The organism is Streptomyces johnsoniae (genome assembly GCF_031845565.1).
Lineage (GTDB): Bacteria > Actinomycetota > Actinomycetes > Streptomycetales > Streptomycetaceae > Streptomyces > Streptomyces johnsoniae.
The window spans coordinates 534,507-546,457 of record NZ_JAVREV010000001.1 but is presented as its reverse complement, the minus strand read 5'-3'; the positions used below and the strand labels follow the sequence as shown (position 1 = coordinate 546,457).

Below are 11,951 nucleotides of genomic sequence, written 5' to 3'. Positions count from 1 at the left end.
TCGGTCCGGGGGCGTTGCCCCGCCGTACACCAGCGCTCGTCACTGCTGACAGAAGCTGACAGAAGGTGAGTCACCGATGTCATATCCGGACCCGTCGCCGCATGCGGTCTATGCCGCCGCGGTGGAGAGTCTGGCCGGGCGCGTCCTGGGTGCCCTCACGGGCACCCAGGGTCCGGCGGGGCCCGCGCGCCACGTCGAGGAAGCCGGGGACCCGAAGGCGGCGCTGGCCGCCGTGCGGGTCCTCGGCCCCGACGTCTTCGCCCCGGCCCTGCTGGCTGGGGCGCCCTTCGGCCCGGCCGACCGCGAGGCGGTGACCGAGGCGTTCCGCGTCTTCCCGCCGGGCCCCGACGACCCGCCCGAGACGGTGTGGCGCGACCGCGCCACCGCCGCGCTCCTCACCCGGCACGGCGGCGACCCGGTGGCCCCCGGCGCCCAACCCGTCAGCCGCACGCCCCGCCACCGCTGGCGGATCTGGGCCGGGTGGATGGCCCGGCTGTCCCCGCTCGCGCTGCCCGGCGTGACGGGCCCGCTGCCCGATCCTGACGCCCGCGCCGCCCAGGCCCTCGCCATGGGCACCACCCGCGCGCTGCTCCGCCGCGACCACCCGACGGCGGCCCGCCTCGCGCGCTGGGCCGCGTACGCCGACGGCCGGGGCGTGCCGTGCACCCTCGACCTCGGCGCCGTGCTCGACCACATCGAGCTGTGCGGCAGCGGCACCGCGCGCACCGCGCTCGACACCGCGATCGCCCGCCGGCTGGCGGCCGGATCAGAAAGGCGGACCGCATGACCGCGCCGTCCCCTTCGCCCGCGGCCGTGCGCAGGACCGCGCACACGCTGGCCACCGGTGCCGTCGGCTGGCTCCACCGGCACCGCGAGCTGGGCTCGCTGCCGCCCGACACCTCAGGCGAGCTGACCGACCCGGACAGCGTGTACAAGCCGCTGGGCGAGTCGGCGCTCGCCGCCTCCCTCGTGCTGCGCGAGGGCATCGCCTCCCCGGCCGACCGGCGGGCCGCCGAGGAGATCCTGGACTTCGCCTGGGCGCAGCTGCGCGAGGGCGACCTGCTGTACGAGCGGCAGCTGCGGTACATGATGATGACCGACCCGCTGGAGCTGTACACGCACTTCGCGCGCGCCGGCTACCGGCACGAGCGGCTGCACGGCCTGTTCAACCACCTGGGACGCCTGGTCTCGCGCGACGGCGCCGAGCAACTGCCCAACCGCCGCCTCGCCGTGGCCAACGCGGCGCGCGTGGCGGGCCTGGACCGGGAGCCGGACTGGCGGGTCCTCACGGACGCCACGTGGCTCGGGCACACCCCCGAGCCCTGGGCGATCGACTGGATGACCGCCTACTGCGTGACCCACACGGTCTTCCACGTCACCGACTGGGGCGGCAGGCCGCAGGGGCTCTCCGAGGAGATCCAGGACTACCTGGCGCGGTGGCTGCCGGTCTGGATGGACGTGTGGCAGGAGATCCAGGAGTGGGACCTGCTGGCCGAGCTGCTGATCGTCGACTCCTGCCTCGCCGAGCCGCGTTCCGCCCCCGAGGTGTGGGAGGTGCTGGCCGGGGCGCAGCGGCCGGACGGTCTCGTGCCGCGGAACGGTGAGCCCGTGTCGGACGACCCGGAGGAGGCGTTCCGCGAGCATCACCACACCACGGTGGTCGCCGCCGTCGCGGGCACCCTGGCCCTCTCGCGCCACCGCGGCGCCCCCGCCCTCGTGTGACGCCGGTGGACGGACTGGGGCGGCAGCTGGCCGCCGTCGCGGACACCGTGGGGCCCCGCACCGGCCTCGTCGTGGCCGCGGAGACGCCGGGCGGCGCCGCGGCCCTGTGCCGCGGCGCCGCCGACCGCGCCGGTGCCACGCCGGTGACCGACCGCACGCGGTTCGAGATCGGTTCCGTCACCAAGACGTTCACCGTGCTGCTGCTGGCCGAGATGGCCGCGCGCGGCGAGGTCGCGCTGGGCGACCCGGCCGGGGCCCGCGGCCGGCCCATCACCCTGGAGCACCTGGCGACCCACACCTCGGGGCTGCCACGCCTGCCGCGCGGCCTGCTGCGCACGGCCCTGCCCGGCTGGTTCACCAACCCCTACGCCCGCTACCCGCCGGAACGGCTGCTGCCCGCGCTGGCCCGCACCCGGGTCAGGCGCACGCCCGGCACGCGCGTGCGGTACTCCAACTTCGGCGTCGGCCTGCTCGGCCGGCTCCTCGCCGAGGAAGCGGGCACGGACTACGCCGCGCTGCTCGACGCCCGGCTGCTCGGCCCGCTCGGTCTCGGCGACACCACCACCGACCCGACGCTGCCGCAGGCCACGGGCCACTGGCGCGGCCGGCCGCTGCCGCCCTGGCGGATTCCGGCGCTGCCGGGCGCCGGGGCCCTGCGGTCGAGCGCCGCCGACCTACTGCGTTTCCTCGGTGCGCACACCGCTCCTGACGCGTTCGGCGCGCCCGACGCGGCCGCGCCGAACGGCCCGCTGCACGCGGCGCTGCGCGAGGTGCTGCGCCCGCGCAGCCCGGGGCCCGGCGGGCCCGAGCTGCCGCTGGCCTGGAGCCGCAGGGCGCGCCCAGGCCACGCGCTGTACTTCCACTCCGGCGGCACGCGCGGCACGTCCGCGTTCGTCGGCTTCTGCCCGGCGCCGCGCGTCCACGTCGTGGCCCTGGCCGCGACGGCCCCGACCCTGCGCGGGCGGTTCATCCAGGAGGCGTACCTGCTGCTGCGCGCGCTGGCCGCCGCGGCGGTGACGTCCCCGGCGGACCCGTCCTGACCGTCCTGACCCGTCCTGACCCGTCTGACCCGTCCTGACCCGTCTGACCTGCGGCGCGGCCCGGTCGCGCGGGGTGGCGCATCATGGGAGGCATGCCCGAGGGAGACACCGTCAGCCAGGCCGCGGCGCGGCTGCACGAGGCGCTGGCCGGGCGGCGTCTGGTGCGGGCGGACCTGCGCGTTCCCCGGCTGGCGACCGCCGATCTGCGGGGCCGCACCGTGCGGGAGGTCGTGGCCCGCGGCAAGCATCTGCTCGCGCGCCTCGACGGCGGCCTGACGCTCCACTCGCATCTGCGGATGGACGGCTCCTGGCGGGTGTTCCCGGCCGGCCGGCGCTGGAGCGGCGGCCCGGCCCACCAGATCCGGGCGGTGCTGGACACCGGGCGGCTCGTGGCCGTGGGCTACCGCCTCCAGGTGCTGGATCTGCTGCGCACCGCGGAGGAGCACCGCGTCGTCGGCCACCTGGGGCCCGATCTGCTCGGCCCCGACTGGGACGCGGCCGAGGCGCTGCGGCGGCTCGCCGCCGATCCGGCCCGACCGCTGGGCGCGGCCCTGCTCGACCAGCGGAATCTCGCGGGCCTCGGCAACGTGTACATGGCGGAGCTGTGCTTCCTGGCCGGGGTCACGCCGTGGCTGCCGGTGGGGGAGCTGGCCGATCCGGGCCGTCTCGTCGGCGAGGCGAGACGGCTGCTCCTGGCCAACCGCGACCGCCCCGACCGCACCACGACCACGGCCACCCACCCGCGCGAGCGCGGCGTGCGGGGCCGGGCCGCGCCGCGGCTGTACGTGTACGGGCGGGCGGGGCGTTCGTGCCTGCGGTGCGGGACGCCCGTCCGCATGGCGGCCACGGCGCACGGGGAGCCCGGCCGGGAGCGCCCCGCCTACTGGTGCCCGCACTGCCAGCGCGGTCCGGTCCCGCCGGGCTGAACGGGCGGCGGCGAGGACTGTGCCGCCGGAAGATGGGCACTCGGAGATCACTCACGCACGGAAAGGGCAAAAAAGTGGAGATCTCCGGAATTATCAGCGCCATCGTGATCGGGCTGATCATCGGGGCGCTGGCCCGGCTGGTCCTGCCCGGCCGGCAGCGCATCGGCATCCTGTGGACGATGGCCGTGGGCATCGTCGCCGCGCTCATCGGCACCGCCATCGCCGCGGGCCTCGGCGTGGGCGACACCGACGGGGTCGACTGGATCGAGTGGCTCATCCAGATCGCACTGGCCGCGGCGGGCGTGGCGGCCCTCGACCGCGTGAAGGCCCACCGCTGACGTAGCGCACCGATCACGGCACGTACCGTCGCACCACGGGACGCCGTGCCGCCGACCGGTCACCCGGGCCGCCCCGCGGCCCGGGAAAACCGGTCGACGCGGGGCCGCGCCCCCGCGACAATCCCGCCCATGGACTCCGCCGCCGCCCGCATCCCCGTGCTGTGGGTGTGCGGGCCGCCCGGGGTGGGCAAGACGACGGTCGCCTGGGAGATCCACTCCCGGCTCAAGCGGGCCGGGATCGCCGCCGGTTACGCCGACATCGACCAACTGGGCATCTGCTATCCGGAGCCCGCGTCCGATCCGGGGCGGCACCGGATGCAGGCGGACAACCTCGGCGCGGTGGTGTCCGCCTACCGGGCCGCGGGCGCCCGGTGCGTCGTCGTGTCCGGCGTCGTGGACGCCGCCCGCGGGGTGCACACCGACCGGATTCCGCACGCCGCGCTGACGGTGTGCCGACTGCGCGCCGAACGGGACGTGCTGGAACGGCGGTTCACCGCCAGGGACGGTGCGGGCGCCGACGCGGTGGCGGATGTGCTCCGGGAGGCCGACGCCCTGGACGCGGGCGGCATCGGCGACGTGTGTGTCGACACCACCGGCCTGCCGGTGGCCGAGGTGGCGCGGCGCGTGCGGGCGAGCACCGGCGGGTGGCCCGGCACGGACCTGCCCGCGGCGCGGCAGGTGCCGGACGTGCCCGCGGCGGCCGGCGCCGACGGGCCGGTGCTGTGGCTGTGCGGGGCGGCCGGTGTCGGCAAGTCGACGGTGGGCTTCGCCCTCTACCTGCGGCTGCTACGGGCCGGGCTCACCGCGGCCTACCTCGATCTCGAACAGATCGGCTTCCTGCGCCCCGCCCCGCCCGACGACCCGGGCAACCACCGGGTGAAGGCCCGCAACCTGGCGGCCGTGTGGCGGACATACCGCGCCGCCGGAGCCCGGTGCCTCACGGTGTCGGGCCCGATGGAGGACGCGGCCACGCTCGCGGCGTACACCAAGGCGCTGCCCGCGGCGACGTTCACGGTGTGCCGCCTCCACGCCGGGCGCGAGCAGCTGACGAGCCGGATCATGTCCCGCGGGCAGGGCGGCAGTTGGGCGCAGCCGGGGGACCCGTTGCGGGGCCGGTCCACAGCGCGCCTGCTCGGCGTCGCCGACGCGGCGGCGGCACAGGCCCGGGCCCTGGAACGTTCCGCGGTCGGCGACCTGCGCATCGACACCGACACGTACACGGCCGAGGAGGCCGCCGGGACGATCCTTACCCGGACCGGATGGCCCGCGCGGTAGGCCGGTCAGAACCTGCCCAGGTGGATCACGCCGACCTGCTCCTGCTGGTCGTCGATCCCGGACATCACGCGGTAGGCCGCGACGTGGACGCGTAGAGGTCGGCGCTGCCGAAGGCGCCGTCGGGACGGGGATCGCCGGCGAGGCGGTCGACCGCTGTGAAGACCTGCCGTACTCCGTGCGGGTCCGTCTTGGCGAACCACTCGGCCCGGGTGAGAGCTTCGGGCTCCCAGACGACCTGGTAGCTCACGCCTCGTCTCCGCCGAAGATGCGGCGGAACGCCTCGTCGTGGGGGATACCGGCGGATTCTCCGCGGGCCTGCCGCTCGCGGTAGGCGGCCAGGGCCCGCATCTCCTCCAGCTCCAGGGCGTCGGCCGGGCTGATCAGTATGGCGATGGTGTGTCCGTGATCGGTGATGGCCACCGGCTCGCGGGTGGTGCCGACTTCACGGGCGATGGCGCCGAGCCGTGCCCGCGCCTCCACGATCGAGTAACTCGCCTCCGTCATACCACTACATTACAGAAGTGTCCCCTTGCCGGCCCGGAGTGTGATGTCGCCCCGGGCCGGTGTGCGTTCACCGTTCCTGCTGGGCGTAGACCGCGGTGACGGTCAGCAGGCCGGTGTCCGGGTCGGTGCAGCCGGTGATGCCGTCCAGTGGCAGGTACTGGCCGCCGGCCGCCTCGGCCGCCTCGGGGGCCTGGACCCGCAGGCCGGGGGCGGGGGTGGGGGAGCAGTCGGCCTCGGGGTAGTTCTCGGCCCGCGCGATCCGCAGGTCGGCCTGCGCGGTGCCGCCGGGCGCGAGCTCGACGGCGGCGGCCGCGCCACGTTCCCGGCCCGGCGCGGCCGGGCTGCCGATCGGCTCCCCGCCTTCGCCGGACACGAGCGCGACGCCGGGGAACCCGAGCACCGCGCACGGCTCTGTGCCGTTGTTGGTGAACGTGAGCACGTAGGTCACGGACCCGGCGGCCCCGCCCGGGCGCCCGAGCGAGACGCCGAGCCGGCCGGCGTCGCAGTCCGGTGGCCCGATGCCCGCCGCGCCGGGCCCGTCGCCGCCTTCGGTTTCCCCGGTACCGCCGCTGCCGTCCTCCTGCCCGCCGTCCCCGGTGCCGTCGGTGGGGCCGGTGCCGCCGGGGTCGTCCGGCTCGGGCGACGTGCCGGTGTCCTGGCCGTCCTCGGCGGGGCGTTCCCGTCCGTCGTCCTCCTCGGCCTCGGGCGCGGCGGAGGACCGTTCCGGGCCGGGCGGCGCCGGGTCCTGGGCCGAGGGCCCGGCGGTCACGGGCCCGTCGTCGCCCGGCCGCGCCATCGCGACGACGACGGTGGCTCCGGCGAGGCATACGGCGACGCCGGTGCCCACGGCCAGCACGCGGCGCCGCCGCCGCGCCGCGGCCCGGCGGCGCACGGCCGCGAACGCGCCGGGCGGCGGCGCGAGCCGCACCTCCTGCGTCCGGAACGCGTCGGTCAGCTCCGATGGTTCGCCCGGTCCGCCCGGTTCGTTCGGTTCGTTCGGCCCGTCGGTGGGATCGGGTGGCTGGTGCGCGTCATGTGGTGGTGTCATGCAGTCCCCTCAGTGCGATCCGCAGCCGTTGCCGGGCGCGGTGAAGGTCACTCTTGACCGTGCCCGGCCGGCGCCGCAGCGCCGTGGCTATCTCGTTCACCGGCAGACCGGCGTAGTAGTACAGCAGCACCGGCGCGCGCAGGCGGTCGGGCAGGTCCTCGACGAGGCTGCGCACGTCGAATCCGTCGTCGGCGGCGGGGGAGTGCTCTTTGGCCGCGGCGCTCAGGTGCCGGGTGGCGCGGCGTTCGCGGTCCCGGCCGCGCCAGTGGTCCTTGACGAGGTTGGCGGCCACGCCGAAGAGGTACGCCTCGGGCCGCTCGACGCTGGACCAGCGCGACCACAGGCGGGTGAACGCCTCGGACGCGATGTCGTGCGCCGCCGCGTCGGATTCGACCAGTCCGCGGCACCAGCCCGCCAGCCGCGGGTAGAAGTCCTCGAACAGCGCCTCGGCCTCGTCGGCCCCGCTCACGTCTCCGCCCTCACAACCGGCCCGTCTTTCCCTCGCCCGTGTGCTCACCGCCGCTCGTGCCGCCGGTGCTTTTCGTCTCGCGTCAACCCGTTACCACCCTCCCCCATCCGTTCGGGGGAGCTTGCCCCACCCCCAGGCTTGTGAGGTTGTCCAGGACCTGCGGGCGCTGCGCCTCCAGCCAGTCGCAGAGCTGCCGGAACGACACGAAGCGCACGTCGTCGTACGTGGCCATTTCGCGCAGCGCGTCCTCGACCGCGTCCATGTAGATGCCGCCGTTCCACTGCTCGAAGTGGTTGCCGAGGAACAGCGGCGCCCGGTTGGTGCCGTAGGCGCGCTCGAAGCCGGCGAGGAACGCGCCGGTGGCCTGCTCCTGCCAGGTCGCGTACTGGGCCGGGTCGCCGTCGGTGTCGCCGCCGGACTGGTTGGCCAGCATGCTGTAGTCCATCGTCAGCACCTCGAAGCCGTGCCCGGGGAACGGCACCGACTGGAGCGGGAAGTCCCATATCCCGCTGTCGGTGCGGGCGGGCCACTGCTGGAGCCCGCCGGGGGAGCTGGCGTCGTAGCGCCAGCCGAGTTCGGCGGCGACGGGCAGCAGGTTCTGCTGCCCGAGCAGGCACGGGGTCCGGCCGCCGACGAGTTCCTTGCGGTAGTCGAACGGCAGCGGCTCCAGGTCGTCGAACCCGGTGTTGGCCCGCCACTGGGTGACGAACGCGTGGGCCTGCTCGATCTCGCTGTGCCAGTCCGCCCGGTCCCAGTGCTCGACGGAGCCGGTCCCGCCGCAGAAGTGCCCGTTGAAGTGGGTGCCTATCTCGTGCCCTTCGAGCCAGGAGGCGCGCAGCTGCCGCAGCGTCTCCCGGATGTGGCCGTCGTCGAGGTAGCCGACGTCGGAGGCGCCGGGCGCGTTGCGGGGCGGCAGGTAGCGGTCCTTCTGCGCCTCGGGCAGCAGGTACAGGCCGGTGAGGAAGAACGTCATGCCGGCGCCCAGTTCGCCCGCGAGACCGCGGAACCGGTCGAAGAGGCCGTCGTCCAGCGAGGCGGCGCCGTCCCAGGAGACGACGACGAACTGCGGGGGGCGCTCCCCGGGGTCGAGGGCCCGCGCCTCGGGCTGGCCGGGCTGCGGGCCGGTGTCGGCGGTGGAGCCGTCGCCGATGAGCCGCGGGTTCTCCACGCTCGGCCCTTCCGGTGTTTCGCCGCCGGAGCCGTCTCCGTCGCCCGGTGTCGGGAAGTGTTCGAGCGCACTGGCCGTTCCCGACCCGGTGGAGCCGTACCGGGCCGCCGCGTAGCCGCCGGCGCCGAGGACGCCGGCGGTGACGCCGAACCCGAGCAGGCTCCTGCGGCGCGGCCCGGACGGTGACGGTTCCTGCTGCTGCTGTTGCTGCCGGTGGCTGCCCATGTGCGGCTCGCTCTCTGTTGCCCCCGTCGCGATGTCCCGCGACACCGCGTCGACCCCGCAGGCGGCGGCGCGGTTGTCACAGGTCCGCAACAAGCGTTCGAACGCAGTGGGCGGCCGGGCGGGGCGGGTAGGGCAGAAGTGTCCGAGATGTGGGGGGATCATGGTTCGCTTATCCGCATACACCAACTGGTGGGACACGCTGTGGAAAAAGCTGGGAGAGTTCGTCGCGACGCTGGCGGCGAGCGGGGCGATCGTGTGGCTCGCACTCACGCTGTCCGACGGGGCCCCGGTGCACTACTTCGGCGCGAAGGACGCGACGGTCACGAGCAGCGGTCAATGCTCCGACGGCGAGGGGCACACGAGCCCGCCCGCGTCCTGCCACGTGAGCTGGCGGTTCGCGGACGGCACCGCGGGGGACGGCCGGATCGACGCCACGTACGACGAGGTGCCCGAGGGGTCCACGGTCCACGTGGCCGGTGACCAGGGGTACGCCTCCGAGGGCGATCTCGTCCTCGCCGCGCTCCTCTTCGGCATCCCCGTGGCCATGATGCTCCTCTGGACCCTCGTCCTCTTCCCGATGGCGGCCGTCCGCGACATCCTGCGCGCCCGCCGCCGTTCCGCCGTGCGCTTCCCCGGCTGAGACCGCCCTCTGACCGTTGGTCCGAGTTTCCTCGGAGCAGGTCATGCAACCAATCGGCGACGGTGAGTGTCGTAGAAGTCGGCGACTTCGGCTACGGGGTGGGGGCGACATGATGGTCATCAATGGGCTCGGTTCGCGGGAGGACCGGCCCCGGGGGCTGATCGCGGCGTTATGCAACGCCAGTGGCCTGGGCGCGGGTTACCTCTACCTGCGGTTGTGGGGCAGGGCGGTGGGGTCGTGGATCGTGACGCTGCTGCTGGTGGTGCTGGCCAACGCGCTCAACGCCAGTGACACGCCCCTGTTCTGGGGCGTGGTCTACGTGCTGTGGCTGGCCGTCATGGTCGCCGACGCCCGGCTACTCGGCCGGCACGTGGGCCGGCGCGGCCCCGAGGCGCCCTCTCGCGCGTGGCTGCCGGTGGCGGTCGGCGCGGCCCTGTTCGCCCTGGTCGCGGCCGGCCTCGTGATCTACCGCGGCGCGCCGGCGGACGAGTTGGCGAAGGCGGAGGACGCTCATGCGGCCGGGGACTGCGAACAGGCCCAGGTGCACTACGACCGGGCGGCGGCGAGCCGCTACGAGTTCACGCTCAGTCCGGCGGTGGCCGACGCCCGCGCCGGCCGCATCTCCTGCCGCCTCCTGCTCAACGGCGAGGAAGCGGCGGAGCAGGGCGCCCTGTCGCAGGCGATCTCCGACTACACCATCTACCTGAACCGTCACGACGGCGAGCCGCCCTGGCCCTCGGCCGAGGACCGGCTGGCCGAACTGCGCCTGGACCACGCCGCCATGCTGCTGGACCAGGGGACCGCCGATGGGCAGGTCGGCCGCTATCAGGAGGCGTTCGAGCAGTACATGACGGTCCGGGACGAACACCCGGACACCCCGGCGGCCGAGGAGGTCCCCGGCCGGCTGAACGCCATGTTCGACACGGCCACCATGCCCATGGCCGACGGGCGCCCGTGCGAGACGCTGACCGCCCTCGAAGGTCTGACCTCCCTGCCGGACCGGAGGGCGGGGCCGGAGGCGGACGAGCTGGCCGGGCGCGCCGAGGGCGTGCTGCCCGATGCGCTGTTCGCGTGCGGGGAGGCCCGTTACGAAGGAGAGGAGTACGCCGAAGCCCGGGAGGCCCTTGAGGAGTTGGTGACCTACCACCCGGACGACGCGCGCACCGACCGGGCCTCGGACCTGCTCGTCGCCATCGAGATCGACGAGATCCAGGCGGGCGCAGCCGGTGAACTCCCCCCGCCCACGGAGGCGGGCAGCACCTCGGGCGGCTCGGTCACGGTGGAGATCATCAACGATTCGCCCGAGGCGCTGGAAGTGCTCTACAGCGGTGCGGAGACCGGCACACAGCGGGTCAGCCCCTGCGAGGGCTGCACCACACACAACGACCTCCTGGGCGGCTACGGCGGCTCGGCGTGCGCCTCGGACACCGACCGTCCCACCCTGACGCTGGAGCTGCCGGCCGGCTCGTACGAGGTCGTGGTCCGCGCGCCATCGGACGGGTCGGTCTCGCCGTTCTACGGCAGCTGGGACCTGACCGCCGGTACGGCGTACAGCGACTGCTACTACATCTCCGAATCCCAGTGGGGCTTCTGACCCACCCTGCACCCGCGCACGCTCACACCGGTGCCCCGGAATGGCGGCCGTTCCCGAGGCACGGATCAGCCGCCGCCAACGGCGCCGTCGATCGAGTTCACGAAGTCGATCAAGGCGCGGTGAGCGGTCCGCCTGTCCGGATCGGGGAAGCGGACGTTGTGCCGGAAGTAGCGGTGGAAAGCGATGATTAAGGCGGCGTGCTCGATCTCCACGGGCAGCGTGGCGGCGTCCTGGTCGGTCAGGGGAATGACGGAGCAGTAGCCGTCGACCAGGGCTCGCACCCGCGTGGGAACAAGCATGTTGTGCTCCTGGGCGAGGCCGACGGCGGCCATACCCAGGTCGAGAAGCGGGTCGTCGAGGGACACCGTTTCCCAATCCAGGATCGTCAGCCGGGAGTTCTCGCTGACCACGAGGTTGTCGGCGAACAGATCGCCGTGAACGATTCTGGGCTGCCGTCGGGCCCCGCCCTCGGCGGCACGGACGCGGGCCAGACCGGTGGTCAGCCAGTCGGCGAAGGCGCGGTCTTCGAACTGCGGGATGCGTTCCAGGTGAGCCGGGGAGAGGCGCCGGGTGGCGATCGGGACTTCTTCGAGGCCGGACGAAGCGGGGTCAAGGAGGTGGAGCTGCGCGAGGGCGCGGCCGGCCTCCGGAAGCAGCGTCAACGGCAGCGGTTCGATCACCTCACCGGCCACCCACCTCTTCAGTATCGCCGTGGAGTTGCCCAAGGGAACGGTCAGCGACCCGTCGCGGGCGGGCACGACCTCGGTGGTGGGGATGCCCAGACGGAACAGCGCCTGGGTGTGTTCGGCCAGTCGCTGAGCGCTGTGGGCATCGTGGTTGTCCAGGACGGTGAGGACGAACTCCCCGCTCGGGCTGGAGACGTGGAAGCTGGAGTTGGCGGCGCCGCCGGTCAGACCCGTCAGCTTCGGTTGCTCGATGCCGTAGCGACCGGCCAGCACGGGCACGTCGATCTGGTCGAGCGTGGTGTAGTGCGCCACGGGG

General features: G+C 74.3%; 14 protein-coding genes. 8 read left to right on the top strand and 6 right to left on the bottom strand.

Features of this window, described 5'->3' with window-relative positions; all coding sequences use genetic code 11:
* The first annotated feature begins 76 nt into the window (after positions 1–76).
* The 6 genes from RM779_RS02490 (at position 77) to RM779_RS02465 (ending at position 5,301) form a co-directional block, all read left to right on the top strand.
* The gene (locus RM779_RS02490) at positions 77–787 is read left to right on the top strand and encodes a hypothetical protein (protein WP_311615270.1); all 711 of its coding nucleotides are present in this window, start codon (positions 77–79) and stop codon (positions 785–787) included.
* The gene (locus RM779_RS02485) at positions 784–1,722 is read left to right on the top strand and encodes a DUF6895 family protein (protein WP_311615268.1); all 939 of its coding nucleotides are present in this window, start codon (positions 784–786) and stop codon (positions 1,720–1,722) included. The genes RM779_RS02490 and RM779_RS02485 overlap by 4 nt, the downstream gene beginning before the upstream one ends.
* A 5-nt stretch (positions 1,723–1,727) precedes the next feature.
* Entirely contained in the window at positions 1,728–2,762 is a 1,035-nt protein-coding gene (locus tag RM779_RS02480; RefSeq protein WP_311615266.1) for a serine hydrolase domain-containing protein, read from the top strand.
* Between the two features lie 92 nt (positions 2,763–2,854).
* Entirely contained in the window at positions 2,855–3,688 is an 834-nt protein-coding gene (locus RM779_RS02475) for a DNA-formamidopyrimidine glycosylase family protein (RefSeq protein ID WP_311615264.1), read from the top strand.
* Between the two features lie 74 nt (positions 3,689–3,762).
* The gene (locus RM779_RS02470; protein WP_311615262.1) at positions 3,763–4,026 is read left to right on the top strand and encodes a GlsB/YeaQ/YmgE family stress response membrane protein; all 264 of its coding nucleotides are present in this window, start codon (positions 3,763–3,765) and stop codon (positions 4,024–4,026) included.
* A 129-nt stretch (positions 4,027–4,155) separates the two neighbouring features.
* Positions 4,156–5,301 carry a hypothetical protein gene (locus RM779_RS02465; RefSeq protein WP_311615260.1) on the top strand — a complete coding sequence of 382 codons (1,146 nt, stop codon included), beginning with the start codon at positions 4,156–4,158 and terminating at the stop codon, positions 5,299–5,301.
* A gap of 64 nt (positions 5,302–5,365) precedes the next feature.
* Here the strand turns inward: RM779_RS02465 and RM779_RS02460 are convergent, their stop codons facing one another.
* The 5 genes from RM779_RS02460 to RM779_RS02440 all read right to left on the bottom strand — a co-directional run bounded on the left by RM779_RS02460 (position 5,366) and on the right by RM779_RS02440 (position 8,715).
* Positions 5,366–5,548, bottom strand: coding sequence for a hypothetical protein (locus RM779_RS02460; RefSeq protein WP_311615258.1), 183 nt, complete (start codon positions 5,546–5,548; stop codon positions 5,366–5,368).
* Positions 5,545–5,805 carry a type II toxin-antitoxin system Phd/YefM family antitoxin gene (locus RM779_RS02455; RefSeq protein ID WP_311615256.1) on the bottom strand — a complete coding sequence of 87 codons (261 nt, stop codon included), beginning with the start codon at positions 5,803–5,805 and terminating at the stop codon, positions 5,545–5,547. Before RM779_RS02455 ends, RM779_RS02460 begins: the two co-directional genes overlap by 4 nt.
* A 67-nt stretch (positions 5,806–5,872) precedes the next feature.
* Positions 5,873–6,853: a DUF4232 domain-containing protein gene (locus RM779_RS02450; protein WP_311615254.1), complete on the bottom strand. Its 981-nt coding sequence runs from the start codon at positions 6,851–6,853 to the stop codon at positions 5,873–5,875.
* On the bottom strand, positions 6,837–7,322 hold the full coding sequence (locus RM779_RS02445; protein ID WP_077058919.1) for an RNA polymerase sigma factor: 486 nt from the start codon (positions 7,320–7,322) through the stop codon (positions 6,837–6,839). Before RM779_RS02445 ends, RM779_RS02450 begins: the two co-directional genes overlap by 17 nt.
* Before the next feature lie 82 nt (positions 7,323–7,404).
* The gene (locus tag RM779_RS02440; RefSeq protein ID WP_311615472.1) at positions 7,405–8,715 is read right to left on the bottom strand and encodes a polysaccharide deacetylase family protein; all 1,311 of its coding nucleotides are present in this window, start codon (positions 8,713–8,715) and stop codon (positions 7,405–7,407) included.
* Positions 8,716–8,875: 160 nt separating this feature from the next.
* Between RM779_RS02440 and RM779_RS02435 the strand changes: the two genes are divergently transcribed.
* Positions 8,876–9,355, top strand: coding sequence for a hypothetical protein (locus tag RM779_RS02435; RefSeq protein WP_311615252.1), 480 nt, complete (start codon positions 8,876–8,878; stop codon positions 9,353–9,355).
* 109 nt (positions 9,356–9,464) lie between these two features.
* Entirely contained in the window at positions 9,465–10,949 is a 1,485-nt protein-coding gene (locus RM779_RS02430) for a tetratricopeptide repeat protein (protein ID WP_311615250.1), read from the top strand.
* 65 nt (positions 10,950–11,014) lie between these two features.
* On the opposite strand, the gene RM779_RS02425 is transcribed toward RM779_RS02430, so the two are convergent.
* On the bottom strand, positions 11,015–11,947 hold the full coding sequence (locus RM779_RS02425) for a phosphotransferase (protein WP_311615248.1): 933 nt from the start codon (positions 11,945–11,947) through the stop codon (positions 11,015–11,017).
* Between the last annotated feature and the right edge of the window lie 4 nt (positions 11,948–11,951).